The sequence below is a fragment of the Stenotrophomonas sp. YJH_SMC_123 genome (assembly GCF_059368215.1).
Genome location: NZ_JCAFRM010000003.1, coordinates 289,118 through 315,544 on the forward strand (window position 1 = coordinate 289,118; position 26,427 = coordinate 315,544).

At 65.3% G+C, this 26,427-nt stretch carries 23 protein-coding genes, 1 tRNA gene and 1 pseudogene; 9 read left to right on the forward strand and 16 right to left on the reverse strand.

Annotation, left to right across the window (positions count from 1 at the left end):
• The first annotated feature begins 5 nt into the window (after positions 1-5).
• Positions 6-1,520, forward strand: a complete 1,515-nt coding sequence (locus AC5P5W_RS09515; RefSeq protein WP_197574558.1) for an aminotransferase class I/II-fold pyridoxal phosphate-dependent enzyme — start codon at positions 6-8, stop codon at positions 1,518-1,520.
• Positions 1,521-1,886: 366 nt separating this feature from the next.
• On the opposite strand, the gene AC5P5W_RS09520 is transcribed toward AC5P5W_RS09515, so the two are convergent.
• From AC5P5W_RS09520 to AC5P5W_RS09530, 3 genes are all read right to left on the reverse strand, one after another.
• A complete protein-coding gene (locus tag AC5P5W_RS09520) occupies positions 1,887-3,188 on the reverse strand; it encodes an aminotransferase class V-fold PLP-dependent enzyme (protein WP_164166571.1) in 1,302 nt (433 codons plus the stop codon).
• Positions 3,188-5,590 (reverse strand): TonB-dependent receptor domain-containing protein, encoded by a 2,403-nt coding sequence (locus tag AC5P5W_RS09525; RefSeq protein WP_197574557.1) that lies wholly within the window; start codon positions 5,588-5,590, stop codon positions 3,188-3,190. The genes AC5P5W_RS09520 and AC5P5W_RS09525 overlap by 1 nt, the downstream gene beginning before the upstream one ends.
• 217 nt (positions 5,591-5,807) lie before the next feature.
• Positions 5,808-6,209: a hypothetical protein gene (locus AC5P5W_RS09530; RefSeq protein WP_197574556.1), complete on the reverse strand. Its 402-nt coding sequence runs from the start codon at positions 6,207-6,209 to the stop codon at positions 5,808-5,810.
• 185 nt (positions 6,210-6,394) lie between these two features.
• On the opposite strand from AC5P5W_RS09530, the gene AC5P5W_RS09535 reads away from it, so the two are divergent.
• The 3 genes from AC5P5W_RS09535 to AC5P5W_RS09545 are packed head-to-tail and all read left to right on the forward strand — an operon-like array spanning position 6,395 to position 9,041.
• Positions 6,395-7,222, forward strand: coding sequence for a helix-turn-helix domain-containing protein (locus AC5P5W_RS09535; RefSeq protein ID WP_197574555.1), 828 nt, complete (start codon positions 6,395-6,397; stop codon positions 7,220-7,222).
• A 13-nt stretch (positions 7,223-7,235) separates the two neighbouring features.
• A complete protein-coding gene (locus tag AC5P5W_RS09540) occupies positions 7,236-8,315 on the forward strand; it encodes a serine aminopeptidase domain-containing protein (RefSeq protein ID WP_197574554.1) in 1,080 nt (359 codons plus the stop codon).
• 54 nt (positions 8,316-8,369) lie between these two features.
• Positions 8,370-9,041, forward strand: coding sequence for a VOC family protein (locus AC5P5W_RS09545; protein WP_014648741.1), 672 nt, complete (start codon positions 8,370-8,372; stop codon positions 9,039-9,041).
• A gap of 1 nt (position 9,042) precedes the next feature.
• Here AC5P5W_RS09545 and AC5P5W_RS09550 read toward each other — a convergent pair whose 3' ends face one another.
• The 3 genes from AC5P5W_RS09550 to AC5P5W_RS09560 form a co-directional block, all read right to left on the reverse strand.
• On the reverse strand, positions 9,043-10,443 hold the full coding sequence (locus AC5P5W_RS09550) for a TPM domain-containing protein (protein ID WP_164077404.1): 1,401 nt from the start codon (positions 10,441-10,443) through the stop codon (positions 9,043-9,045).
• Between the two features lie 2 nt (positions 10,444-10,445).
• Positions 10,446-12,284 (reverse strand): M3 family metallopeptidase, encoded by a 1,839-nt coding sequence (locus AC5P5W_RS09555; protein WP_142235076.1) that lies wholly within the window; start codon positions 12,282-12,284, stop codon positions 10,446-10,448.
• Between the two features lie 73 nt (positions 12,285-12,357).
• Positions 12,358-12,870: a hypothetical protein gene (locus tag AC5P5W_RS09560; RefSeq protein ID WP_032958753.1), complete on the reverse strand. Its 513-nt coding sequence runs from the start codon at positions 12,868-12,870 to the stop codon at positions 12,358-12,360.
• Positions 12,871-12,952: 82 nt separating this feature from the next.
• Between AC5P5W_RS09560 and AC5P5W_RS09565 the strand changes: the two genes are divergently transcribed.
• Positions 12,953-13,579 carry a YiiX/YebB-like N1pC/P60 family cysteine hydrolase gene (locus AC5P5W_RS09565; RefSeq protein ID WP_053495303.1) on the forward strand — a complete coding sequence of 209 codons (627 nt, stop codon included), beginning with the start codon at positions 12,953-12,955 and terminating at the stop codon, positions 13,577-13,579.
• Positions 13,580-13,633: 54 nt separating this feature from the next.
• Here the strand turns inward: AC5P5W_RS09565 and AC5P5W_RS09570 are convergent, their stop codons facing one another.
• The gene (locus AC5P5W_RS09570) at positions 13,634-13,807 is read right to left on the reverse strand and encodes a hypothetical protein (protein WP_167345307.1); all 174 of its coding nucleotides are present in this window, start codon (positions 13,805-13,807) and stop codon (positions 13,634-13,636) included.
• A gap of 322 nt (positions 13,808-14,129) precedes the next feature.
• On the opposite strand from AC5P5W_RS09570, the gene AC5P5W_RS09575 reads away from it, so the two are divergent.
• A complete protein-coding gene (locus tag AC5P5W_RS09575; protein ID WP_032958748.1) occupies positions 14,130-14,819 on the forward strand; it encodes an EcsC family protein in 690 nt (229 codons plus the stop codon).
• A gap of 63 nt (positions 14,820-14,882) precedes the next feature.
• Here AC5P5W_RS09575 and AC5P5W_RS09580 read toward each other — a convergent pair whose 3' ends face one another.
• Together AC5P5W_RS09580 and ubiA are read right to left on the reverse strand one after the other, a co-directional pair.
• Complete coding sequence (locus AC5P5W_RS09580; protein WP_181454184.1) at positions 14,883-16,307, reverse strand: short-chain fatty acid transporter; 1,425 nt, start codon at positions 16,305-16,307, stop codon at positions 14,883-14,885.
• A 272-nt stretch (positions 16,308-16,579) separates the two neighbouring features.
• On the reverse strand, positions 16,580-17,473 hold the full coding sequence (gene ubiA / locus AC5P5W_RS09585) for a 4-hydroxybenzoate octaprenyltransferase (RefSeq protein WP_005411493.1): 894 nt from the start codon (positions 17,471-17,473) through the stop codon (positions 16,580-16,582).
• 149 nt (positions 17,474-17,622) lie between these two features.
• Between ubiA and AC5P5W_RS09590 the strand changes: the two genes are divergently transcribed.
• The 3 genes from AC5P5W_RS09590 (at position 17,623) to AC5P5W_RS09600 (ending at position 20,856) form a co-directional block, all read left to right on the forward strand.
• A tRNA-Arg gene (locus AC5P5W_RS09590) sits at positions 17,623-17,699 on the forward strand.
• A gap of 72 nt (positions 17,700-17,771) precedes the next feature.
• The gene (locus tag AC5P5W_RS09595) at positions 17,772-18,896 is read left to right on the forward strand and encodes a helix-turn-helix domain-containing protein (RefSeq protein ID WP_197574553.1); all 1,125 of its coding nucleotides are present in this window, start codon (positions 17,772-17,774) and stop codon (positions 18,894-18,896) included.
• Positions 18,897-18,978: 82 nt separating this feature from the next.
• Positions 18,979-20,856 (forward strand): aspartyl protease family protein, encoded by a 1,878-nt coding sequence (locus AC5P5W_RS09600; protein WP_197574552.1) that lies wholly within the window; start codon positions 18,979-18,981, stop codon positions 20,854-20,856.
• Between the two features lie 77 nt (positions 20,857-20,933).
• Here AC5P5W_RS09600 and AC5P5W_RS09605 read toward each other — a convergent pair whose 3' ends face one another.
• The 7 genes and pseudogenes from AC5P5W_RS09605 to AC5P5W_RS09635 form a co-directional block, all read right to left on the reverse strand.
• Positions 20,934-21,392, reverse strand: coding sequence for a hypothetical protein (locus tag AC5P5W_RS09605; protein WP_142235072.1), 459 nt, complete (start codon positions 21,390-21,392; stop codon positions 20,934-20,936).
• 170 nt (positions 21,393-21,562) lie between these two features.
• Complete coding sequence (locus tag AC5P5W_RS09610) at positions 21,563-22,012, reverse strand: adhesin (protein WP_197574551.1); 450 nt, start codon at positions 22,010-22,012, stop codon at positions 21,563-21,565.
• A 103-nt stretch (positions 22,013-22,115) separates the two neighbouring features.
• Positions 22,116-22,442 (reverse strand): hypothetical protein, encoded by a 327-nt coding sequence (locus AC5P5W_RS09615; protein ID WP_495221063.1) that lies wholly within the window; start codon positions 22,440-22,442, stop codon positions 22,116-22,118.
• Between the two features lie 956 nt (positions 22,443-23,398).
• Positions 23,399-23,896, reverse strand: coding sequence for a hypothetical protein (locus AC5P5W_RS09620; RefSeq protein WP_495221064.1), 498 nt, complete (start codon positions 23,894-23,896; stop codon positions 23,399-23,401).
• Between the two features lie 563 nt (positions 23,897-24,459).
• On the reverse strand, positions 24,460-24,723 hold the full coding sequence (locus AC5P5W_RS09625; protein WP_164077373.1) for an ankyrin repeat domain-containing protein: 264 nt from the start codon (positions 24,721-24,723) through the stop codon (positions 24,460-24,462).
• Between the two features lie 264 nt (positions 24,724-24,987).
• Positions 24,988-25,353: a hypothetical protein gene (locus AC5P5W_RS09630; RefSeq protein WP_111205652.1), complete on the reverse strand. Its 366-nt coding sequence runs from the start codon at positions 25,351-25,353 to the stop codon at positions 24,988-24,990.
• Between the two features lie 773 nt (positions 25,354-26,126).
• Positions 26,127-26,423, reverse strand: a pseudogene (locus AC5P5W_RS09635) (hypothetical protein); the annotation flags it as partial.
• Between the last annotated feature and the right edge of the window lie 4 nt (positions 26,424-26,427).

Genomic DNA, 26,427 nt, shown 5'->3' on the forward strand with positions numbered 1-26,427 from the left:
GCGCAATGACACCACTGACGCTGGCCGCTGTGGCCGCCACAAGCAACAACGGCGGTCACCTGTCCGAACCGACCGATGGTTATGGACAGGCTCCCGCCGTTGGAAGCAACGATACGCCCCGACATGCTCCGTACATGCCGCGACCGGATGTCGCAGCCCGCGAATGGGTGCAGGACGTGCTCGCGCACAACGGGCCGATCTACCTGCGCATCGTCAATTCGCTGGAGCGCACGGTGCGTCGCGGTGGGCTTGCACCAGGACAACGCCTGCCCTCGCAGCGTGCGTTGGCGCAGCAGCTCGGCGTCGACCTGACCACGGTAACGCGGGCGTTCGACGAAGCGCGCAAGCGCGGCCTGATCGAGGCACGCGGGCCACAAGGCAGTTTCATCGCACCACCCAAGGCCGGCTTCGACCAGGTGGTGGACCTGAGCATGAACGTGCCGCCGGTGCCCGATGCCGATGCGCTGGCCGAGACCCTGCGCCGCGGTGCCGCCGCCGTGCTTGCGCGCAGCAACGCGCCGAACCTGATGACCTACCACCTGGGCGGCGGCAATCCCACCGACCGCCACGCGGCAGCGCGCTGGCTGCAACCGATGCTGGGCGCGGTGGAGGATGCCAGCCTGTTGCTGACCGAAGGCGCGCAGGTGGCGCTTGCCGCGATCCTGGTCAGCCAGGGCCGCGATGGCGACGCGATCCTGTGTGACACGCTGGTCTACCCGGGGCTGCTGCAGGCCGCCGGGGCGCTTGGGCGGCGGCTGGTACCGGTGGAAGCCGATGAGTACGGGATGTGCCCCGATGCACTGGTGAGGCAGGCGCGCGGGAGTGGCGCGCGGCTGGTCTATCTCAACCCCACCTGCCAGAACCCGACCGCGCTGACGCTGTCGTTGCAGCGGCGCGAAGCGCTGGCACGCGTATTGGAAAGCCAGGGCCTGTTGGCGGTCGAGGATGATCCTTACTGGCACCTTGCCGAAGAGGCACCCATACCGTTGGCAACGCTGGCACCGCGCCACGTGTTCCATGTGGCGACGCTGTCGAAGGTGATCAGCCCCGGCCTGCGCACGGCCTTCGTGCGCTGCCCGGGTGCCGCGCACGCCGAGGCGATGGCTTCGGCCTTGCGCGCCACCCGGTTGATGGGGCATCCGCTGGTGGCGGCGCTGGCCAGCCAGCTGCTGCTGGATGGTTCGGCGCAATCGCTGCTGGCGCAGGTGCGCAGCGAAGCGCACGAGCGCATGCGCATGGCGCGCTACCTGCTGGCGCCTTCGCTGCTGCTGCGCGCCGAAGGCCTGCATGCCTGGTGCCGGGTACCAGCGCCATGGACTGACGCCACCCTGGTGCGTACCGCACAGCTGCAGGGGCTGGCGATCGCGCCCTCATCGGCGTTCTGCCCGCCGGGGGTGCAGCATCAGAACGGCGTGCGGCTGTCGCTGGGGCTGGCGGCCGATCGCCGGCAGCTGCAAAGTGCGCTGCGACGGATTGACCGGTTGTTGTTGTCGGACGCGTTGCCGGCGATCGAGCGGTAGCCCTGGAATGGGATGTGCCGATCAACGGTCGGCACCCACCCGACCGATAGTGCCGGCCGCTGGCCGGCGGAAGATTCCTCAGCACGGTTGGAATGTGCCAACCAACAGTTGGCACCCACCCGACCGGTAGCGCCGGCCGCTGGCCGGCGGAAGATTCCCCGGCACGGTTGGAATGTGCCAACCAAGGTTGGCACCCACCCGATCGGTAGCGCCGGCCGCTGGCCGGCGGAAGATTCCCCGGTACGGTTGGAATGTGCCAATCAAGGTTGGCACCCACCCGACCGGTAGCGCCGGCCGCTGGCCGGCGGAAGATTCCCCGGCACGGTTGGAATGTGCCAACCAAGGTTGGCACCCACCAAAGCAGGGTCAGGCCAAGGCGGAGAGGGCCTTCACCAGCGCATCCATCTGCTGCGGCCGGGTGAACACCGACGGCGTCACCCGCACGCAGGCGCCGGAGTCCAAGCCGTCGCGATGGGTGGTGAACACGCGATGCTCATCCAACAGGCGCTTCTGCAGCGCGATGTTGTCAGCCACGCTGGTGCGCCCGCGCAGGCGGAAGCTGGCCAATGCACTCGCCAACGCCGGATCCGGCGAAGACAGCACTTCGATGTGCGCCATCTGCCGCGCCGGCAGCGTCCAGCGCTCGCGCAGGTAACGCAGGCGCGCCTGCTTGTTGTCCGCACCGATGCGCTGGTGCAGGGCAATCGCCTCCGGAAGTGCCAAGTAAGCGGCGAAGTTGACCGTGCCGGTGTGTACGCGGCTGCCCACGCGGCCGTCGTCGGTCTCGCCCATGTACGGGTCGAGGTCCGCAACGCGGCCCCTGCGCACGTACATCGCGCCGACACCGACCGGTGCGCCGATCCACTTGTGCAGGTTGATGCCGACGAAATCGGCCTTGAGCTGCGGCACCGCGTAGTCGATCTGGCCGAACCCGTGCGCCGCATCGACGATCACGTCGATACCGCGTGCGCGTGCACGCTCGGCGATCTCGGCCACCGGCAGCACCAGCCCATGGCGATGGCTGACCTGGGTCAGCAGCACCAGCTTCAGGCGTGGCAGCCGCGCGAACGCGGCCTCGTAGGCCTGCAGGATCTGCGCATGGTCGGGCACCACCGGCAGCGCGATGCGCTCGACCTGCACGCCACGGCGCTGCTGCAGCCAACGCATCGCACCGATCATGCTGTCGTAGTCGATGTCGGCGTACAGCACCTGGTCGCCGGGCCGCAGGCGGTTGTAGCCACCGATCAGCGCCAGCATCGCTTCGGTGGCGCCACGGGTCAGTGCGATCTCGTCGGCGCCCACGCCCAGCAGTTCGGCCACCTGCCCCTGCACCGCCATGTACTGCGCCGGGAACTCATGACGGCCGTACCAGGCGTTACCACGGTTCACCTCGGCGGTGTGGCGCTGGTAGCTGGCCAGCGTCTCGCGGCCCATCGCGCCCCAGTAGCCGTTCTCCAGGTGGTTCACTTCATCGGTGATGTCGAAGTGGCTGGCCACGGCGGCCCAGTAGCCTTCATCGCGGGCCAGCGCGTCCGGCGCTACGGTCGTTGCGGGAATCTGCATGGGCGCAGCGTAACCCGCGGCAGCCATGGCGGGCAGTGAAGACAGCGCAGCTGCAGCCGGCAGCAGTGCACCGGCACGCAACAGGACGCGGCGGTTGCGGTCCATCAGAAGCTCAGCCGGTACTGTGCGTACAGGTTGGCACCGTCGGTGTCGTACGGCGCGTTGCGCGAGTAGACCAGGCCGCGACTGGTCTGGAAGGTGGCTTCGTCCGGATAGCGGTCGAACACGTTGTCGGCACCCACGCGCAGGCTGTGATGTTCGTTGATGCGATAGCCGACGGCCAGGTCGAGGAAGCTCATCGCACCGAAACGCTGGTAGATATCGCCCACCGCATTGCCGCTGGAATCGGTCCAGGCACCGTAGTAGCGCATGCGCGCCATCAGCGACCAGGCACCGATGTCCCAGCTGCCGGTCAAGCTCCCCTTGTGCTCGGGCAGGCGATCTTCGAACAGCACGCGCTGGGTCTCGTTGGTGGCCACCGAGGTGCTGCCGTTGTCCACGCGGGTGCGGTTGTAGTTGTAGGCCAGGGTCAGCGTCATGCGGCCCGCGCCGAGGTCGCGCAGGTAGTTGCCGACCACGTCCACGCCGGTGGTGGTGGTGTCGAAGTCGTTGGTGAAGTAGTTCACCGAGGTATAGCCCAGCGGATTGGGCGTACCGGCCGGAATGGCGAAACTGGCCGACTGGCTGAAGCGGTCGGTGAGCTTGATCTGGTAGACATCCACCGAGCCGGACAGGCCCAGGTCGGTGCGCCAGGTCAGGCCCAGCGATGCGGTACGCGATTCTTCCGGCTTCAACGGCCTGGCACCGAGCAGCTGCGCCAGCGGATCGTTCGGCGACAGGCGGCCGCTGGTGAAGATCTGCAGCGTGCGCGTATCCAACCCCTGGGTGGTGCTGGTGGTGTTGAGCTGCGCCGGCGTCGGCGCGCGGAAGCCGGTGGACACGGTGCCGCGCAGGGCGACGTCCGGGGTGATCGCGAAGCGCGCCGACAGTTTGCCGTCCAGTGTGCTGCCGAAGCTGGAGAAGTCCTCGTAGCGGCTGGCTGCACCGATGCTCCAGCGCTCGCCCAGCGGCACTTCCATGTCCACGTAGGCGGCCTTGCTGCGCTGGCTCCACTGCCCGGCCTGGCTGGCCGAGAAGCCCGGCGCGCCATTGGAGTTGGCCTCCAGGCCCGCGGCCGCGCCCGGACCCACCGCGTACGAGGCCGGATCACCGGCGCGCACCTGGTAGGTTTCCTGGCGGAACTCGCCACCGAAGGCGACGTTGATCGGCTTGGACAGCGCAGCCACGTCCCATTCGTAGTTGAAGTCGGCGTTGGCGTTCTTCTCGGTCTGGGTGAGGCGGCCGAGATCGAAGTCGGTCGGGCTGGCCGGACCGAGCGAGGCATTGATCGAGTTCTTCAGGCGATAGTCGATGGCGTTGCGGCCATACGAGGCGCTGACATCCCAGCGCAGCTTCGGCGTGATCTCGCCGCGCAGGCCACCGACCAGCTGCAGGTCGTTCTGCACGTTGCCGTACTGCGGGCTGAAGCCGACCGGATACAGCGAGCGCAGGTTCCAGCCCGGGAAGATGGCGGTGGTGCGGTACGCGCCGGTGGTGGTGTCCGGGTTGCGCCAGTTGAAATCGCTGACGCCATCGCTGTGGCTGTACAGGCCAAAGGCATAGAGCTCCAGCGTATCGCTGGCGTTGGCCTTTACGTTGAAGCCGACGCGGCGGCTTTCCAGTTCCGGCTGGCCCCAGCGCTGCACCGGGTTGGGCACCTCCAGCTCCGGATGCGCGGCCTGGAAGGCGATGGCATCGGGGCGCTGGCGGGTGCGCGAGGTGGCGTCGGAGGTGGACGATTCGGCGAACAGCACCAGGCTGCCGTAGTCACCCAGCGACCAGCCAGTGCGCGCACTGAAATCGCGCGAAGCACCGTCGCCCTGCGCGTACTGCGAGTAGCCGGCGGTGATCTCGCTACCCGGCCCATCCTCCAGGATGATGTTGATGACGCCGGCGATGGCGTCCGAGCCGTACTGCGCCGACGCGCCATCACGCAGCACCTCGATGCGCTTGATCGCGCTGGTTGGAATCTGTGCCAGATCAGCGGCCTGTGCACCACGGTTGCCGAGCAGCGCGCTGCGGTGGAAGCGGCGGCCGTTCACCAGCACCAGGGTCTGGTCCGGCGACAGGCCACGCAGCGTCGCCGGACGCACGAACACCTGGCCGTCCGCCATCGGCAGGCGCTGCACCACGAACGACGGCACCAGCTGGGCCAGCACGTCCTTCAGGTCGGTGGATTCGACGGACCTGATGTCTTCCTTGCTGAACACATCCACCGGCGCCAGCGTTTCGAACTGGGTGCGGTTGGACGCGCGGGTACCCGTGACCAGCATCGCGTCGAGCTGGGTGGGCGCGGCGCGGCTGCCGCCGGCGGCATCGACCGCATCGGCCTCCGCTGCGATCGCGCCTCCTGCGCTGGCCATGGAAAGGGCAAGGAGGATGGAACGCGAAAGCTTCGAACGATGCACGGCAGGGCTCCGGGAGGACGCGACAGGGCCAGCACCTGTGCGCACACAACAGGCCTGGACAAGGCGCGCAGTCTCGGCGCGATGTGTGAAGGAGGCATGACGTCAGTACGACAGCTTGATGCGCCAACCAAGGTTGGCCCCTGCCAGGGCTCATCCGTAGATCCACGCCATGCATGGGTGGCAATGCAGACCCACGCCCCATCCCCGCACACAGCGGCTAGCCGTTGGCGTCGTCGCCAAAGCCGAATCGGGCCGGCCGTGCCGTTCGCAGCGGAACGAACATCATGGCGGCGAACACCACCAAGGCGGGGGTGGACATGATCCAGATGCCCCTGTTGCGAATCCCGATCCCCATGAAGTCGACCTGCAGATCGCCGATCCATTGCAGCTGCGTCAGTATCATCACCAGCCCGCCGATAGTCGCGCACGGCAACCCACCGTGACCGGCCCCCAACAACGTCGGTGTCAGAAACCCGCCCAGCAACGCGAAGCCGACACGGTACACCCAGGGGTTGCCGCGCCACCGTGGCGCGCCGAACAACATCAGCAGCATCAGCGCCAGGGTCAACAGACTGGGAAGTACCCAGAGGGCAAGCAGCATTTCGATTATCTCGATCATCGGCCGGGCTCCGCTGGCCTGGCATCCCCCGTCGTCGATCGCATCTCCCTGCCCCCCATCACGTCCATGAAGCACGCATTGTTGCCGGTACGCAGGCAGACGCAAAGCCCGGCAGCGCAAGAACTGCTAAACGCCGCGCCTGCCGATCCGCTACTGTGCCGGCATTGGATGCGGGGAACGGCAGGATGAGCGCGGCAGGCAAGGCGTTGTGGTACATCGAAACCCATGCGGACCAGCCATTGGCGCTGGCCGATATCGCCGCTGCGGCCAGCCTGTCGCCGTTTCATCTGTCACGCCTGTTCCAGGCCCGCACCGGCACCTCGGTGGTGCGCTACCTGCGCGGGCGCCGCCTGACCGCTGCCGCGCAGCGGTTGGCCAACGGCGCGGGCGACATCCTGCAGGTGGCGCTGGGGGCCGGCTACACCACCCATGCTGCCTTCACCCGTGCCTTCAGCGAACAGTTCGGGCAGACACCGGAACGGGTACGCGAACAGGGCACCGATGGGCTGACGCTGGTGCAGGCGATCCGCCTGGACGAGGCCCCGTCAGCCTGCATTGAAGCCCCCCGGCTGCTCGATACGCCCGCGTTCCAGCTGGCAGGCGTCGGCATGCGGCATACCCGCGACAGCAGCGGCGCGATTCCGGGCCAATGGGCCCAGCTCAACCGCGAGTGGCCGACGCCGGCACCGGTCAGCTTCGGCGTGTGCTGCAACAGTGATGACGATGGTGGCTTCGACTACATTGCGGCACTACCGGCAAGCACGGTGCCGAGCGTGCCTGCGCACTGGCGACGCGTGGACATCCCGGCGCGCCGCTACCTGGTGGCTTGGCACGGCGGACACATCTCGGCCATCCGCTCGACCTGGTTCTGGTTGCTGGATCATTATCTCCCTGCGTCCAACCTGAGCCTTGCCGATGCGCCGGACCTGGAGCGCTACGACGCCCGGTTCGACGAGCACAGCGGCAACGGCGGCGTGGAGATCTGGCTGCCGGTGGAAGAACGTTCCCACTGACAAGGAGTTGAAGATGCGCATGACCGCTGCTGTGCTGGGAGGAATGCTGCTGGCGTTCGCGAGCGTCGGCGCCGCCCGCGAAAGCGGCGTCGCCGGCGAGCGCCACGGCACGACGACGCTGGCCAGCGCCGCCGTGCGCGACGCAGGGCACCGCGACGCGCTGCGCTACACGGCCTGGTATCCGGCACAGGCCGGCAGCCGCGAAAACGCGCTGACCATCGGTCCACCCGACGCGCCGCTGTTCGACGCCGGCCGGTCGGCCAAGGATGCGCCGGTCGCGGGTGATCGCCTGCCGACCCTGCTGCTCTCGCATGGCAACGGCGGCAGCGCGCGCATGATGGGTTGGCTGGGCACGGCGCTGGCGCGGGCCGGGTATCTGGTGATTGCGGTGGATCATCCAGGCAACAACGGCGTTGACACCATGACCCTGCCCGGCAGCCTTCTGACCTGGTTGCGCGCCGATGACCTGCGTGCCGCACTGGCGGCCGTGCAAGCTGATCCGGTGCTGGGCCCGCATGTCGATCCTGAGCGCCTGGGGGTCGCCGGCTTCTCGGCCGGTGGCTACACCGCGCTGCTGGCAGCCGGTGCGCGACCGGACCTGCAGCGATTGCGGGACTTCTGCACCGCACATCCGGATGACGGCGTCTGCCAGCCCCAACAGGAGGCGGCAACGCACACGATGGAGGCGCGCGTTGCCGCTGCGACGTCGCCCGAACTGTCGCCATGGATGTCCCACGCCAACGACGCACGCGCCATTCCCGGCGTGCGCGCGGTGTTCCTGCTGGCGCCGGCAATCGTGCAGGCCTTTGCGCCCGAGCAGCTCTCCTCGCTGAAACAGCCGGTGTCGATCGTGCTGGGCCAGGCGGACACGGTCGCGCCACCACAGACCAATGGCGAGGCTGCGCGTGCGGTGATTGCGGGCGCTGCACTGCAGGTGCTGCCCGGTGTCGGCCATTACGATTTCCTCGCCGCATGCACCCCGGCCGGACAACAGCGGCTGCAGGACCTGTGCAGCACATCGGTGCCGAAGGCGCAGACCCACGCGCAGGCAGCGGACGCGGCAATACGGTTCTTCAACCATTCGCTGCGCTAGTGGCCGCCGGGCATCGCCCGGCGCTACAGTGGGAGCGTCCACGGAGAATCGATCATGCGCCTGCTGCACCTCACTCTGCCGGTATCCGACGTCGCTTCCGTGGCCACATATTTCCACGATGTGCTGCAGCAGCGCGTGGTCGGCAACCATGTGCACGTCGGCTGGAGCACCCTCGAACTTCAGCCTGCGGCGGGGCGTCCGGTGGGTGGCGTGCATCTGGCCTTCAACGTGCCGGACAACCGCTTCAGCGAGGCAATGACGTGGTTGCGTGAGCGCACGCCGCTGCAGCGCAATCCGGCGGGGCTGGACTACTTCGCGCTGGAGAGCAGCTGGCAGTCGCAGTCGGTGTACTTCACCGGCCCGGACGGCCTGATCCTTGAACTGATCGGCCGCCGCCGCCTGCCGGCCAGCGCTCGCGAAGGCGTGTTCCATGGCAGCGAGCTGACCTGCCTGAGCGAAGTCGGCCTGCCCAGCCGCGATGTCGAGGCCGTACGCGAACTGTCCAACCAACGTTTCGGCCTGCAGCCGATCAGCCCGGCTTCGCCGCAGTTCGCACCGATGGGCGACGACGAGGGCCTGCTGATCGTGGTCGCGGCCGATCGACGGTGGTTTCCCGAGCAGAAGGACCTGCCCAATGCGCAGGGGCTGTTGCTGCAGGTGGGCGACGTGGCTGGCCCCGGTGTCGTGGAGGACGTTGTGCTCGGCTGGCGGGTACAGGCAGCCTGAACTACCAGCTGCCCGACGCACCACCTCCGCCGCTGCGGCCGCCGCCTCCGGACCAGCTGCTGGAGCTGCTCGCAGACGAACTTGACGACGGGCTGCTGGACGCACTGCGGTGGCCGACGGATGATCTGCGGCTGCCGCGTGCCTTCTCACCGGGCAGCATGGTGAAAATCCAGGCGAAGTACAGCACGACCGTGCCGGCACTCCACCCGATCGTCGCGGCAAGGCGTGCCACCGGGTCGGCGCGATCAATGGCCAGCAGTGCGAAGAGCACGTAGCCAGCGGTCAGCAGCAAGAGCACTGCGAACCTCACCCCGAAGCTGCTGCGGTCCTTGTGCCAGCGCGCGCGGCACGCCTGCACGAGGAAGAACAGCAGCATGGCTACGATGCCTGCCGCCAGGTCCAGCAACGTGTGCAGGGCCAGACTGGGCGGCAACTGGCCACGCAGCATCATCACCACCAAGAACCCCGAACTGACCCCGAGCATGCCGAGCAGCACCACGCGCACACCTCGGCTGCGGCGCCAGCACCAGCCAAGCAGGCTCGCCACCGGTACGCACAACGCCAATACGATGCAGACCGCTGCCAATGCCTGGCGTGGCGCCCACATAGCCGCCGACAGCAGACCCGCGGCTACCACAGCCGTCACCAGCAGCGGGCGACCCCAGGCCGGCAATCGCTTCGGGCGCGCCTGCGGCGTGGTGACCTCGCGTGGCGCTCCACGCTGGCGCTCGCGATGCCTGCGTGCGAGGTCGTCCGGCATCCTGGCCGCGGGCGCCGAGGGCGGTGAGCGCCACAGACCCGCAAGGAAGCCGGCCAGCAGCGTCAGTGCAACCACGGAGTCCGCGCTGCGCCAACCGGCCGGCAGCACGTCGCGCATCGATGGCGCTTCCCAGGCCGGCAGGTCCTCGCCATCGATCAGCGCGACCACGACCTTCGTTCCATCCAGCAGGCCCTGGTCAAGGTCGCCATCGCGGAAACGCGGCACGATCGCCTTGTCGATGATGCGGGCGGCATAGGCATCTGGAATCGCGCCCTCCAGACCGTAACCGGTCTGGATGCGTACACGGCGGTCCTGCACGGCCACGAGCAGCAGCACGCCATCGTCAACGCCTTCGCGGCCCAACTGCCACTGGTCGAACACCCGCTGCGCGTAGGCCTCGATGCCCTCGTCGCCAGCATGGTCGACCACCAGCACCTGCAGCTGCGCGCCGGTGCGCGCCTGCAACTTGAGGGCCTGCGTGCGCAGTATGTCGCGGGTATCCGCCGAAAGTGCGTTGGCGGCGTCCACCACCGGGTCATCCAGCGCAGGGACCGCAGCACCGGCCATCACCACCATCGGCAACAGGCACAACAGCATCAACAGCCATGCCGTGACCCGGGTGCACGTCATCCTGCGCAGCATCTTCACGTGCCCTGCCCTGCCTCGATCCGCGCATGCAGCGCCTGCAGCTGCGCGACCGCCTGGTTGAACACCTGCAGATCGGCATCAACCAGCGCCGGCCAATCGGGCGCGTGCCCCAGCAACTGCGCCACCTGCTCGGTCGGCGCACGATCAAAGCCTTCACCCAGCACCGCGAGATAGCGTTCACGGAACCCTGCCGGGTCGCGTTGATCCTGCACGAACAGCTGCACGGCCAGCAGCCCTGCATAGAGGTAGTTCACCAGATAGTTGGGGTCGTCATACATCAGGCGCTTGCCGATCCAGCCGTTGCACAGCTGCGGATAGCGCTCCGGGTCCTGACCGAAGCGCGCCAGCACCCGGCCGGTCAACGCGTCCAGGTCATCGGCGGTACCCAGCGTGTTGTCCGCCACGCCTTCGTAGATCGACTGCTCCAGCTGCGCCTCTTCGGAAGACGTGAACAGCTGCAGCACCATATCGTCCAGCAGTGACTTCAGGTAATAGGCCTTCGCCCGCGGGTCCCCTGCCTGCTGGTACAGCTGGTCGCGGAAGCGCAGTTCGTTGTAGATGGCAAAGGCCTCGGTCAGCCACTGGCTGCCATTGCGCTGCAGCGGCGAGGCATGGCCGCGCTGCATCCACTCACCGTGCATGGCATGACCGGCTTCATGGGCGATCTCGACATCGCTTTCCAGATCACCACGGCGCACGCCAACGAACAGCATTGCCGGCACGCCGGGAGCGCTTACCGAGAACGCGTCCTGGCTGCGGTCACCACGTTCGGCGGCCAGATCCATGCGCCGGTTGGCCGGATCGAGCAGCGCACGCAGCTCACTGACGTATGCCGGCCCCAGGTGCTGCATGGCATCGGCGGCATTGTCGCGCAGCTGCGCCAGCGTCAGTACCGGCGGCATATAGCCGGCATCGGGCAACGTGGTATCCCAGAGCTGCGGCGCATCGATGCCTGAGCGCGCGGCGTGGCGCAGCAGCATGTCCTGGTAGGCGCGACGGTCCCCTGCATGGCGTTCGATCGCCTGCAGCGTAGCATCCACCGCCGATGCATCCAGGCCCATGCGCTGGTAGCCCCGCGCCGGTGCAGAACCATCGCCCTGCAGGCGCGCGGCGGCATCGTTCACCTGCACCAGGCCCAGCAGCACCGAGGCCATCGGCTCGCGGCGCGAGTGCAGGCCCTGCCAGTAACCCTTCCAGCCCGCTTCCCGCAACGCGCGGTCCTGCTGCTGGGCCAGTGCCTGCTTGTCGTGCCCGGTGTCCCAGTGCCGACCATCACGCTCGATCTGCGGGTACTCGGCACTGCGCAGGATCTGCCCACGCAGCCGTGCGAAACTGTCCAGCGCCGGATCGGCCAGGGCCTCCACGGCCTCATCCAGTGCGGTACTGGCCGGTGCTGCGGCGTCCTTCAGCGCACGCGCGCGCAGGAAGGCATACGGTGCTGCCCACGCCGCGTCTGCGGGCGCTTCGCGCAGCGCCGCGCGGCCGGTGTGGGCGATGCGGCTGCACAGCCCCATCACCTGGTCCAGCGCCTGCGTCGGGCGATGGTCACGGGCGTTGCGTGCGGCCTGCAGATGCAGATAGCTGTGATGGCGCAGGCACTGCGCCTGCAGTGCCTCGGCCTGATGGAAGCGTTGCGCAGGTGCAAGCGCGGAAGCCTGCTGCAGGGCCTCGACACGCTTGCCCAGCTCGCCGCGCGCGGCCTGTTCGGCTGCCGCACTGGCGAAGTAGGCGCTATCGTCGGCCGGCAGCGACTGCGCCTGGACGCCGGTGAAGGGTGCCATCGCCAGCATGACAGTCATGGTGGCGGTGATGGTGCACATCCTGCGAGCCTGCATCGGCGTCTCCCTGCCTGGATCAGGCTCCGAGCCTAGCAGCCCCCGCCCGGCCGCGCCTGTGCCGGGACAGGCATCAGATCGACTCATCCTCGCGCTTGACCAGCGTCCAGCAGGGCGACTGCGCGAAGGTGTAGGTCTGCTGGTCGCTGCTGTCCGGCGTGCGGATCTGTACCTGTCGTTGCCCATCGGCCAGCGTGCTGACCTGCATCTCGCGGCCCTGCCCGGCCAACGCGGCGGGATCGGGCATGACCGGCCACTCGACATCGGCCAGCGCCAGGCGGCTTTCCACCTTGCGCGGTTCCGGCTCGGCCTCGGCATCGATGTAGCTGTCCAGCAGCGGATCGGCGGTGGCTTTTTCCTGCAGCGCGATCTCGTTGCCGAAGTGCTTCAGGAACGCATCGAACTGCGAGTAGGGGCATTCACCGCTGGCAGGCACCGGTGCGGGCTGGACCGCTGCCGCCGTGGACGACGGCGCGGGATGTGCAGGCGCCACTTCCGTGGGCGTCACCTGGGGCTCGGGCGTGCAGGCAACCAGGGCCACGCCACAGGCAAGCATCAGCACGGCAGCGGAACGGTTTCGACGCATGGGCTCATCCTGAATCCGGTTGGGTCGTCCCATGCTACCGCGCGCCCTACAATTCCGGCACTCCGCCTGTCCGAGACTCTCCATGCGTCGCCTCCTGCTCATGATCGGCCTGCTGTTGCCCGCCCTGTGGCCAGCGCTGGCGATGGCCGTCGATGTCCACGAAGGTGATCTGCTGTTCGTCACCGCCGGCCGCAGCGGCCTCAGTGCGGCCATCGACGATGCCACCGGCAAGCAGGGCGCGCCCAGCTTCGATCACGTCGCCTTGGTCGCTTCCACGCCGAAGGGCTGGGAGGTATTGCATGCGGACGAGAAAGGATCGCGCCGGCAATCGCTGGTCGAGTTCCGCCAGGACGCCCGGGCCAAGCAGCGGCAGATCGTGGTCTATCGCCTGCGGGCACCGCAGCAGGCGGCGATCAAGGATGCGGTCGCCACCGCGCGCATGATGCTGGGCAAGCCGTACAACACGTCGTATGTGTTGAACGAGGACAGCTACTACTGTTCCGACTTCATCGAGCGTGCGTTCCGTGCGCACCATGTGTTCGCGCTGCAGCCGATGAACTTCCGCAATCCGCAGACCGGGCAGATCGCACAGCATTGGGTCGATCTGTACCGCGGCATGGGCATGGAGGTGCCGCAGGATCAGCCCGGCACCAATCCCAATGACATGTCGGCCGCGCCGGTGCTGCAACGCATCGGCGTGCTGGAATAAGCGAAGCCCCGCGCGCGGCGGGGCTTCGGGGGTTGCCCAGGGTGGGTACCGACGTCACTCTTCCTCGTCCTGCCCACCTTGCTGCTGATTGCGCTGGTTGCGCTGCTGCTGTTCCTGCTGCTGTTGCTGCTGCTGGTCGCGGCCACGGCCCTGCTGCTGATCCTGCTGATCCTGCTGGTTCTGCTGGCCCTGCTGCTTCTGGTTCGGGTTCTGGTTCTGCTGTGCCATGTCCGATCTCCAAAGCCACGCGCGGAATGCGGTGGACAGGGCCATCGTCTGCAGCGAAGAGTTAATCGCGCGTTGGCGGACGGCTACACCTGTGTGTACGCGCGTGAATGAACACGCGAAAGTCCTTGCGGCACAAGCCGCTGAAGGATTCATGCGGGTTCGGCATGTCCTTATGGGGTAATGACAGGAGCACGTATTCAGTGCTGTAGGGCGCACCGGAATGCGCGAGCGTTCGCTCAAGAATGGCTACCCGAAGCCGATAGGCTGCGGACGGGCTGCTATGGACGGCCCATCTTTCCAAGCATCAACAAGGAACGTCTAAATGAACGCCGTGGTTGCAGAAGCAAGTGACTCTCGCCTCCTCAAAGCGGTCGAGAGCATCGCGATCAGTCCCGCAGACGCGAAGGCCCTCGTCGCCCAGTACAGGCGCCAGATTCTCTCCCGGGATCCAACACGCGGCCAGCACGAGGTTGCAGGGTTGGTGGCCGACAAGATCATCAGCCGTTATTGCCGGATGTCAGCCACCACGGGGGGAGCGACTGCTCTGACCGGGGTCATCCCGGGAATTGGTACGGCCCTGGCAATGGTTGGCGGTGGTCTCGCCGATGCAAGCATCAGCATGAAACTGCAGGTCGACATGACCATGTGCTTGGCTGAGGCCTATGGATGGGACGTGAATGGCGAAGACGCCAGGCACCTGGCTTTTCTCATCGCCGCAGGAGGTTCTCTGGAGAAGCTCGGCGTCGAAGCGTCGACTCGGATCGCCTCAAATGCTGGCGTAAAGATGGTCCGTCAGTACTTGAAGGGCGCCGTGTTGCAAGCTCTCAAGGAACTCTTCAAGAAGATCGGCATCACCTTTACCCGCAAGGCGCTGGAAAAAGCCATTCCGTTCGGCATCGGAGTCGTCATCGGCTCAGGGGCCAACTATGCGTTGACCAAGTATGTTGGCAATACTGCGCGAAGCTGGTTCGAAGCGGATGCCGCACTGGGCAACAAGCCCAATGAAATCTGAGCAGCGCGCGTTCTGGCCATGCGGCTTTCAAAGTAGGAAGCCGCATGATCCGGGGATACTGGACTACGGCATCACCGGTGGCACATACGCCAGGGTCATGCCCAGCAGCCACAACAGGCCCAGCACCAGCGGGATGTGCACCAGCAATTGGATGAAGGTGAAGCCCACGATGTCGCGTGCCTTCAGGCCCAGCACGCCCAGCAGCGGCAGCATCCAGAACGGGTTGATCAGGTTGGGCAGGGCTTCGGCCGCGTTGTAGACCTGCACCGCCCAGCCCAGGTGCGCCTTCAGTTCGTTGGCGGCCTGCATCACGTACGGCGCCTCGATGATCCACTTGCCGCCACCGGACGGCACGAAGAAGCCCAGCACGGCCGAATAGACGCCCATCACCAGCGCGAACGAATCGGTGCTGGCCACGTGCACGAACAGGCTCGACAGCCGGTGCGCCAGGGTCTGCCCGTCACCGCCAGCGGCGTGGGTGAGGATCATCGCGATGCCGCCGTACAGCGGGAACTGGATCAGCACGCCGGTGGTACTCGGCACCGCCTTGGCCACCGCGTTGAGGAAGCTGCGCGGGCGCCAGTGCAGCAGCAGGCCCAACGAGATGAACAGGAAGTTGTAGGTATTGAGGTTGGCGATGGCGGTGATCACCGGCTTGTTGGCGAACTCGTTGAACAGCCAGCCGAACGCCAGCAGCGAGAGCAGCACGGTCAGCAGCGGGCTGTATTCCAGCCATTCGCCCGGGCGCGTGCGTCGCTGCAGCGGTTCCGGCTCGGCCTGTGCAGCACCGGGGAACGCCTCGGCGGTACGCGCACTACCCGCCGCGGGTGCCGTCAGCCAGGCGATCAGCAGCGAGACCAGGATCAGCACCGAGGTCAGCGCGATCGACTGCCACAGGAAGATGGTTTCGGTGAACGGCAGCACGCCGGTGATCTCCACCAGCCCCGGCGGCATGCTGGCCGGGTTGGCCTGCAGCTGTGCGGCCGAGGAACTGAGCCCCATTGCCCACACCGCACCCAGGCCGAGGTACGCCGAAGCACCGGCGGCGCGGTAGTCCATGCGCAGTTCGGTACGACGGGCCAGCGCACGCACCAGCAGGCCACCGAACACCAGCGAGAACCCCCAGCTGAGCAGCGAGGCGAGCATGCTGACCAGGCCCACGTACACCACCGCACCGCGGCCGGTACGCGGCACCCGGGCCAGGAAGTCGATGAAGCGCGCGACCACCGGCGCGGTGGCCACGGCGTAGCCACCGATGACCACGAAGGCCATCTGCATGGTGAAGGGAATCAGGCTCCAGAAGCCGTCACCGAAGGCGCTCGCGGTGGCCTGCGGGGTCGAGCCGAAGCCCATCGCGGCCAGCGCGACGATGACCACGCCCAGCACCGCGAACACATACGCGTCGGGGAACCACTTTTCCGCCCAGGCGGCCGAACGCAGCGCTGCGCGCGCCATCCAGCCGTCCTGTACTGCTGCCGTAGAGGCCATCGCCTACCCTCCCAGGTTCGATGGATCGATTCTGGGCGGTGGGGTGCGGGCTGTCAGCCACCTATTGGTCGTAGGCGGCACAGAACGGTAGTGCCGGCCGCTGGCCGGCAACCTCGGGATCGCGCACGGGTGCAGCCGGCCAGCGGCCGGCTCTACCAGATCCAGGCATCACCGCAGGTGGTGGAAGGCGGTAGCGCCGGCAGCTGGCCGGCAATTTCCCAATCGGGATGGTCGTGCAGCCGGCCAGCGGCCGGCTCTACCAGGCCTTGGGATCAACGCAGCGCCAGGTCCACGGCGATGCCGGCAAACAGCGCGGCACCCACCCAGTTGTTGTGCAGGAACGCCTTGAAGCACGGGCCGCGTTCGCGGTTGCGGCAGATCCAGAACTCGTACACCACCAGCGCGGTGGCCACGGCCACGCCGGCCAGGTAGTACCCGCCCAGCCCGCCGCGCACGCCGACCAGCGCCATCGTGGCCAGGAACAGTGCGTACAGCACGCCCTGGATGACCAAGTCGAGATCACCGAACAGGATCGCGGTGGAGTGCGAGCCCATCTTCAGGTCGTCCTCGCGGTCGACCATGGCGTACCAGGTGTCGTAGGCGGTGGACCACAGGATGTTGCCGGCATACAGCAGCCAGCCCAGCATCGGCACCTCGCCCTGCACGGCGGCGAACGCCATCGGGATGCCCCAGCCGAACGACATGCCCAGGTAGACCTGCGGCAGATGGGTATAGCGCTTCAGGTACGGATAGCTGGCAGCCAGGAACACGCCGATGAAGCTCAGGCCGATGGTCAGCCCGTTCAGGGTCAGCACCAGGCCGAACGCCACCAGCATCAGTACGGCGAACAGCGCCAGCGCGGCGCGGCCGCTGATCGCACCGGTGGCCAGCGGGCGTGCCTTGGTGCGCTCCACATGCGGGTCGAGCCAGCGGTCGGCGTAGTCGTTGATGACGCAACCGGCCGAGCGGGTCAGCCACACGCCGGCGGTGAACACGAACAGCGTCCACAGCGGCGGCAGGCCGCCCGCGGCCAGCCACAACGCCCACCAGGTGGGCCACAGCAGCAGCAGCGTGCCGATCGGGCGATCAGCGCGCATCAGACTCCAGTAATGCCGCCAACGCGGCGTCGCCGGCGACTGCGGCGAAGTGAGGGGGGTATCAGCCATGGCGATAGGATACTCCTGCCCCTCCGGCACGGCTTTGCCCGTGGGGGGAGATTTGTTCGGCGAAACTGGATAGAATGCCGGTCCCGCACCGCTTCATGGCGCTGCGATGCCCGCCCCGGCACCGGCCGACGGCGCGGCGGTTCTACAACGCGCCCGTAGCTCAGCCGGATAGAGTAGTGGCTTCCGAAGCCATTGGTCGGGGGTTCGAATCCCTCCGGGCGCGCCATCTTCCCCTGTGTTGCCTGCACGCCGCCAGCCCGCGCTGGACGTTGCCACGTGCTTCATCAACACTGCGCGCATGACGCCACCGGATCTGCTGAAGCTGGCCGCGGGTGCTGCGATTCTCGGCCTGGCCACCTTGTCCACCGGCGTGAGCGTCGGTCGCACATCGCGTGGGAACCCGCTGCTCACCGCATTCCTCGCCTGTTTCGCCGCCGCCAATCTGTTCGGATTGGTGCTGCTGGGTGGCCAGGCCTGGCTCTCGCCCGACGCCGTGCGCTGGCTGCGGGTCATCGAAGTGCCTCTGGTCTATCTGCTCGGTCCACTGCTGTATGGCCATGCGCGTGCGCTGCTGACACCCGCGCAGGCCGCTGCAACACCCTTGCCGCTCGCGCATCTGCTGCCGGCTGGCCTCGCGTTCGCCATTTCCCTGTTGAACGCACTCGCGCCTTTCGAGGCCTCACCGCTGGGCGATGTGCTGTTCCAGCTCAGTTTCCACGGCTGGCTGCTGCAGGGTGCTCCCTACCTGCTGGCCGCGCTGTGGCTCTCGCTGCGTGTGCCGCCCGCCCCGCCCGGAGCCGCCATCCAACGCAGCGGACTGCGCGGGCTGGCGATCGTGATGGCGGGATGCTGGCTTGCCAGCGCAATGAACCGGTGGCCGCCGGACGCTGCTCCACTGCTGGCCAGCATCGGGCTCAGCCTGCTGACCACCATGGGCATGTACCTGCTGGCGTGCCGGGTCGTACGCCAGCAGCTGCGCGTACGTGCGAGCACTGCGGCACCCATCATGGTGGACATGACCGCGTCCGCCGAGGATACGACCCACGCACGCTACGAACGCTCGGGCATCGACGCAGCACAATGCGCGGCCATCGCCAGCGCGCTGACCGCATTGATGCAGGACGAACGCCTGCATGAAGCGCCCGGGCTGGATCTTCAGACCCTCAGCCAGCGCAGCGGCTGGTCACCCAACCAGGTCTCGCAGGCGCTCAACCAAGGGGTGGGCCAGAGCTTCTCCGAGTTCGTGAACAGCTTCCGCGTCGCTGCCGCGAGGGCGTGCCTGTCCGATCCGTCCGACCTCCGCAGCGTGCTGGACATCGGCCTTGCCGCCGGCTTCGGCAGCAAGTCGACCTTCAACAGCGCGTTCAAGCGCGCCACCGGACAGACGCCGAGCGAGTACCGCCGCCTCACCGCGTCCAACTGAACGTCCAATCCTTCACGCCCGGTCGAATATCCCCGGTCCGTGCGCTGCCATCACCTCCTGATCCAACGAAGGAGGTGAGGCGATGCGTTTGCGATGGATGCTAGGTGGCCTGCTGTGGGTGCTGGCGGTTCCGGCACACGCCGCGGGGGTGGATGCTGCCGATGTGCTGGCCAAGGCCCGCGTAGCCAGTGGTGGCGAGCAGTGGCTGTCGGTACAGCGTCTGCAGGCGGTGGGCGAGCAGTCGGTGGGCGGCCTGCACGGGCGCTGGCAGCTCAACCAGGACCTGCGTGCCGGGCGCTATGCCGAACAGGCGCAACTGGGAGACTTCACCGTCGCGCAGGGCTTTGATGGGCAACTGTCCTGGCGGCGCGACTATGGCGGCGAGGTCGGCCTGCTGGATGGCACCGTGCCACGTCGGACCGCGCGCATGCAGTCGTGGCTGGCGACCCGTGCCTATTGGTCCAACGCCTATCCGACCACGCACTTTGCCGCGCCCCGCACCGAGGCTCTGGATGGCCGGCGCTATACCGTCCTGGCCACGAAGCCGAGGGGCGCCGACCCGATCGAGCTCTGGTTCGATACGGGCAGCGGCCTGCTCGGCCGCGTGGTCATTGCATCCGCTCGCACACCCACCGCCACCGCACTGGAGGACTACCGGGCGGTCGAAGGCCTGTTGCTGCCCCATCGCATCATCACCGACACCCTCGATGCCCGGGGCCGTGCTGATCCGCGACTGCGCAGCGATGTACAGGTGCAGCGCTACCAGGTGGATGGCCCGGTAACAGACACCGTGTATGCACCGCCAATGATGGCCCATGACAGCTATATCGAGGATGCCAGCGGCACCACCCGCATTCCGTTCGACCTGATCAACAACCATGTCTACATCGAGGCCGAAGTGGACGGACAGCCGGCGCGATTCCTGGTGGATACGGGCGCCATCAATCTGCTGACACCGACCGCCGCCAAGCGCCTGGGGCTGACCACCACGGGCCGCCTGAGCGTGCATGGTGCCGGCGACAACGCCAGCGACCTGGGCCTGGCACAGGCCCGCCACCTGCGCATCGGTGGCGCGCACCTTGCAAACCCGGTGTTCCACATCATCGACCTCGGCCAGCAGATCAACTCGATGGGCGTGCCGCATGATGGCTTCATCGGCTACGAGACCTTCCTGCGCTTCGTCACCACCTTCGACTATGGCGCGCGCGTGCTCGGCTTCACCCTGCCGGGCCACTACCAGCCGCCTGCCAACGCGGTGGTGCTGCCGTTCGAACAGGATGACCGCGCGCCGGTACTGAATGGCGAGCTTGACGGCATCCCGCTTCGCCTGTGGCTGGACACCGGCTCACGCAACTCGCTGAGCCTGAGCAGTCCGTTCGTGCGTACCCATGGTCTGTTGGAGAAATACCACGCCAGTGAGGAGGCGGTGCTTGGATGGGGCCTGGGTGGCCCGGGGCGGGCGCGACCTGCCCGGCTCGGTGTGCTGCGCATGGGCGATATCGAGGTCACTGGTCTGGTCGGTGATCTGTCCAGCACTGACAAGGGTGCGCTGGCCCTGGCCGACTACGGTGCGATCCTGGGTGGCGGCGTGCTGCGGCGCTTCTCGATGGGCATCGACTACGGTGCCAAGCGCCTCTATCTGGTACCCAATGCCGAAAGCACGCAGGCCGATGCCTTCGACCGCAGCGGGCTGTGGCTGCAAGCCGAACACGATGCACTGCGTGTGGCCGATGTGGCGCCGTCCAGCGCCGGTGCACGCGCCGGGCTGCGCAGGGATGATCGCATTGTCATGGTTTCAGGCGAGCCGATTGCCACGCGGATGCTGGCGGACTGGCGTGCGCTATTGCGTGAGCGTCCGGTTGGGACGCGCGTGGGCATCCGTTATCTGCGCGATGGCCGGCAGGTGGATACCGAGCTGGTGCTGGCGGACCGGGTGGCTGCGGGATGGCGTGCCGATTGAGTCAGAACTGGCGCTATCCCTGCGGAGCACCCGCCACTCACGTGGCGGATGCTCACGCACCACAAAGGCAGTTCCAACTATTTGTCTCTTAAGAAGTTCCTCGGCCGAGCACCAAGTCTGATGATTTTTCGCGCTGCACCAAGGTAGAAGTCACTGAATACAAATGAGAAGGCGGCAGCTGTATAGAAGACAAGTAGTGCCCCAGGAATGGGAATCGCGCGAACGAAGCTATCGCATTCGAGGTTGCGGGCGACCAGCAACCCAATCATGAACATCTCGGCCAGGAAAGCCATAGCGAATGCGAATCGCACTCGCCCAACCTCAACCGACAGAATTCCCCTCCCCGCCAGTTCGAACTTGGAATACACAAGCAGCACCAGCAATGCGAAAAAAAGAGCAAGCATGACTGCTGGAGAGTACCCAACGACTGGACAGCCCATATTCATCATGGACGCAATCAGCGCGCAGCAGATCGCCAACGCTCCAACTGCAGCTGCGCCCTTCATGCACCTTATGAAAATCAGTTCGCGGGACATTGGCATTTGCTGTAGTTTGACCTCAGATACCGAGCTGGTGCTGGCGGGCCGCGTGGCTGCGGGATGGCGTGCCGATTGAGATCGCGCAGACCGCTGTGGGGCACCCGCTGCGCATGCAGTGGGTGCCGCTGAGCGGGGGTGACCGAGAATCTCGCACAGCGGCGGCAACGTCAGGGAATGAATGACGCGGTGCGATGTTCGCAACCGGCTGCATCCCGTACCACGATGGAGTACTCCGTGTCCGCACTGGATTGGCCGGGCAGGAACACGCCATCACCATCGAACAAAACGCTCTGCTGTTCACCCTGCCCGATCGACACCCCGATCGCTCCCGGTGTGATTTCCTCAAGGATCACGTTGTAAGGCCGCCAAGCATCTTCGCCTGTGCGCCTCATCTCTGCGCGAGCGGTCCTTGAGTTCAACCTGCGTCTCTCATCCACCCACAGCTGAAGCGGCTGACCAGCGTTGTGGCTGACCTGGAAGCGCCCATAGGTCAGCCCGTCGATGCTCTCGGTGCCGATGTAAGTGAATTGGGCCGGCTGACACTTCGTCGTGCGGTTCGGATGCGCCGCACAGGATGTCAGTGCGGCCGCGAGGCAAAAGGCAGTCAGGCGCTTCATGGGTTCGAGGCCTGATGTGGGTGGTTGTCGCGGCGGAATGCGGCGGTGAGGGCAACCAGCACTACGCCCCAGAGCGGCGTGAGCAGCACGACGCTGATCACCGTCAGCGAACCGGTACCTGCCAGAGCAGCGATGGCCTGAATCCGCTGAATCTGTAGGCTTCCAGTACAAGTACCACGACCTGGGCCAGAAGGCCCGCGAGCAGCCCTAGGCCTGCCCCCTTGGCAAGCCGCCTGAACGTCAGGCGGCCAGAGGCGGGAACCCGTGCGCCAATTCCCAGCAACAGAAGGCTGACGGCATACAGCCAGAAGAAAACCTGATGTGAGTCGAAGGCGTAAAGCGCCCTGCCCACAAAGTGCAGGAACAGCCAGAGTGCTCCACACGACACCGCGTAGGCCAGCCCGTACCGAAGAATCTGCCTGGCTTTCATCTTGTACCTCTCCGAGGGCGTGCAGGCCGATCGCGTTCTTTGGTGGAGGAGCGCGGGAGCTCATGCACCTTGCATCCCGCTTGGCGCCCTACTCGCGCAACGCATCGCGCAGCGCTCGAGAGTACCTGCCTGCCTCCAGCGTTCGCAGCTGGGCCAGTGGAATCCGATACCTCCTGAACAGTGCGGCCAGTTCTCTTGCAAGCCCCTGGAGCGGAGCGCGTCGAACAATATTGATGAGACCTTTTCCAAGGTATCCAAATTCATCTTCATACTAGACGCCGAATTCGAGTTTCTTAAGGCCAGGCTGGCACTGAGAAGAAGATTGCGACTGCCGGCCCACAGCGGGCATCTGCGCCCCCCAACAGTGGAGGTCATACGGAGAATATCTGAAAATCACTATCTGCATATTTCCCGCGCCCTGCCGAGAACTGCCGCGCTTGCCCGTCCGACTTCGAGCTTTCGTATCAATCCAGCACATTCAGGCCGATCCCCAGTTTTCGCTCCATAGATCACGGGCTCACCCTTCCTATCTACTCCGTCCAAATAGAGCACTGCGCAATCACCAGCGATCGTACCAATGCGCACCGCACGAACCTTCTCGATACTGGCGTCTGGACCGGCTGCACCCTCGCACATCCCACCGTAATACGCACTACTCAGTTCCGCGTAGATGGGTTTCAGCTGCAGCTCCCCTAAGCGGTCATTCTCGCATGCGCTCAGGGCGAGCACACAGACGGACGCGACAGACAAAGCGCGCAGGAAGAAGCCTTTGGCATCGAGAGAACTCTTGAGCAACCCCGATTTCCTTTGACTGTTTTCCATTACCTCCCCAGAACGATCTGCTCGAACGCATTGGTCGCGCTGCGCCGATCTCCCTTGCGGTTGCCGAGCGCGCCATTGGTCGCACACCTGGCGTCATCCGCCAGGCAGTAGGCGGAGCTCGGCGCTTCAGCGCACTATAGCGCCGCCGAGCATCGACCGAATACATTGGCGGGCTTCTCCCGAAGGCTCACGGCAACCACCCGTTGCTTCTGCTCACCGCAGCCCCCCATCACCCCATACATGATGAGAAGTCCCTTGTCGTTGACGTAGCCGATGAACTTGCCCCTACTTTCATCCGAAGCGGCCCTGACGAAGTAGACGCTCTCCCCGGGCGCTGGCTTCAGGTCACTCAACGGCATTGGACCGATCTTCCCTTTAACCTCTGATGCCGATACCACGGCCAGCGAATGCTTCAACATCCACTCCACAATGGCTGCTTCACTATCAGGATCAAGCGTGGAAATGCGGTCAAGCGGCAGAGTCGTTGAATTGCCAGGGAAAATCGCATCGGACGAAACATCTACCCAGTCCGACTTCCATTCCGTATGTTGAAACTGGTGAATGCTGCAGCCCCCTAGCATTGGCAAGAGCAGCACCGCTGCACGCAAGATACCAGCCTTCGGCATAGACATGAAAGCCCCAGAAAGGGCCGGCCAAATGCTAATTATCATCTGCAACCCGTTCTGCAAAATGATCTATGATTTGTACCTCGTGCCCAAGATGGCATGTCATTTCTTGACTTCCCTATCATGGGCTGGCGCTTGGCGTGTCGCTACTCTGCCCCGGGCTTGCGGCAGCGTGCGTAGTCGAAACACCCGGCCTGCGCGCATAACTGTAATCGGGATCCCGGCAAGCGCGCACGATCGGACTTCGTGCGTGCCTGATCGCGCCGGGGAACCAGCACAGCACCAGCACCACCGCACAGATCATTCCCAGCCGCGCCCATTCACCCGCGACACTGGCCCCGATCAGCGGCAATGCTGCCACCAGGATGATGACCTGTGTGTACAGAAGATAGAGCGTGTACGTGCCCAACCGCGGGTCTGAACGAAGCTCGACGCGACACCCCCGGCAGGACGCCTTCGCTTGACGCTTTCCAGCAGATCGCAGCGGAAAGCGCTGCCCGCTAGCGCCACAAAGTGGGCAGATGAAGGTCATCAGGCGCATCGGTAGAACCTCTTTTCAGAAGTTTCCATCACCAGGCTCCATCTGCGGTGTCGACCATACGCACCGCATCATCAAACCTCGGGTCCTGGCACATCATTTCCAGTGGTGTCCGATCAAGCTCATTCCCTGCGTGCGGGTCTGCACCACACCAGAGGAGATAAGCCGCTGCCGCGACGCTGCCATGTGCCACCGCACTTGCCAGCGGCGTCAGATCAAGATCACCACGCACATCGATGTTGGTCACGAAGGGCATCAATGCGCTGCGGAGGGCCACATCGTTGTAATAGGCCACCACATGCAGGGGCGTGTCCTCATAGGCCCTTGGGTCTCCGGACAAGTCAGCACCGCGTCGCCGAAGTCAGTGTCGACACCGAGCCGGGAAAGCAGTTCGCTGAGTACAGGATCGATGATGTTCATCGGGCTGCACGCACGGTAGAGCCCATTGCGTTGGCCCGATGGTGATCCGTCCTGTAATCCATCTCTCTGTCAGATCCCTGTCGACCTACAAGCCAGGCGGTGCGTGCGTCTTGGAGCGATGCATTCGACAGATCAAGAATCATGATTTGACCGGGATCAACCGGCTTTCCCAAGTCCCCTCTACTAGAAGTGCAATTTCTGCGCCGACAGAGGCCTCAATGAAGACCAAGGTGTCGCCATCGACAATTTCCCGGGCAGCCACTGGGTCTAGACCAAGGAGAAAGCAACACCGCTGGAATTCAAAGGAATCATCCTTTCGATGGAAGACCTTGAGATCGAGTACGACATTCTGGCTAGAGAAGCCATCAATGCTCGCCTTCCTGACTCGGCCAAAGACCAAATCATAGGATCCCTGCACAGAGTCATCAAACAGAGAAACAGTCACTCCGGACACCGGATCAAGACGAATTCCGGTCATCTTGAAATCATGGATAGTGATACCCATCGGCTCATCTCCTTGGCCAATCACTTGACGGATCCATACGTCGCGCGTGAACTTCCAGGTGGAATCTATTGATTGGATTTTACGTTCTTAAGAACAATTGCCACAAACATGCCGCAGATCAGGAGCGAACCCAGCGCCAGAGGCAACATTACAAAATAATCGCCCCTCTCAAGGTGACCAATCGCATACACCTTCAATGCGAGATAGGACGATGACCTCAGAAAAATTAGCGAAAAAAACACCAAACCGAGCCAATTCAGTATTCTATTGCGCATATGCATATCATCTCAATTATCTGCAATTGCACCCAGACCCACCCCAAACATCCTTCACCACCTTCATGGCATCCTTGTCAGTAGCTACGCGTTGCAGCAGTTCTGGTGTGACCTGAAGGCAACTGCTCAATGTGAAGCCGAATGACAACAGCTCTCCCGCATTCGCGCCAAATACCACAGCAATCCCCCGCCGCCTCGGTGTAGGTGGATTCTCTTCCCTTTCCATCCTGTGCGGTTTGTATCGCTGACACTCCATCGTACGCCGTTGCCACACCATTCACCATTACCAGAAATCCGGGGATTGCAACTTCGGGCTGCAGAGACAAAACACCGGCAATGGTGACTCCTGCGCCATTCACAGCTTCCAAGCCTCCAAAGGTGAGGCCTGCCACACCGAACGTTATGCTTAGGTAGTCAACGCACTCGTCGCAGGGACACATACCAAGTTGATCTACCAAAGACGACGGGACGCCACCTGCGTATCCGAAAGTGCTGATCTAGCTCCGGTATACCGGGGCCCGGCACATTGATCAACGCCACCGGGTAGTTGTCCAGCCAGATGGCCTGCCGTTGCGCTTGGCCCGTGCCCGAATAGTTCCCCAGCCACTACCCAGCCTCGTCGTACAACGTGATCTGTGCTGCGCCACTAGCCTGAGTACACAGTACGCGTCACCGCGGTGGTTGTAGCTGCCGGTGCTGGTGGTATTGCCCACTGCGTCATGGTTGCGCGCTTCGCCATCCACCGCAGTCACGATGGCCGGTTGCGGGACCGCTCCGAGGTGCCCTGCCATCACTGTGT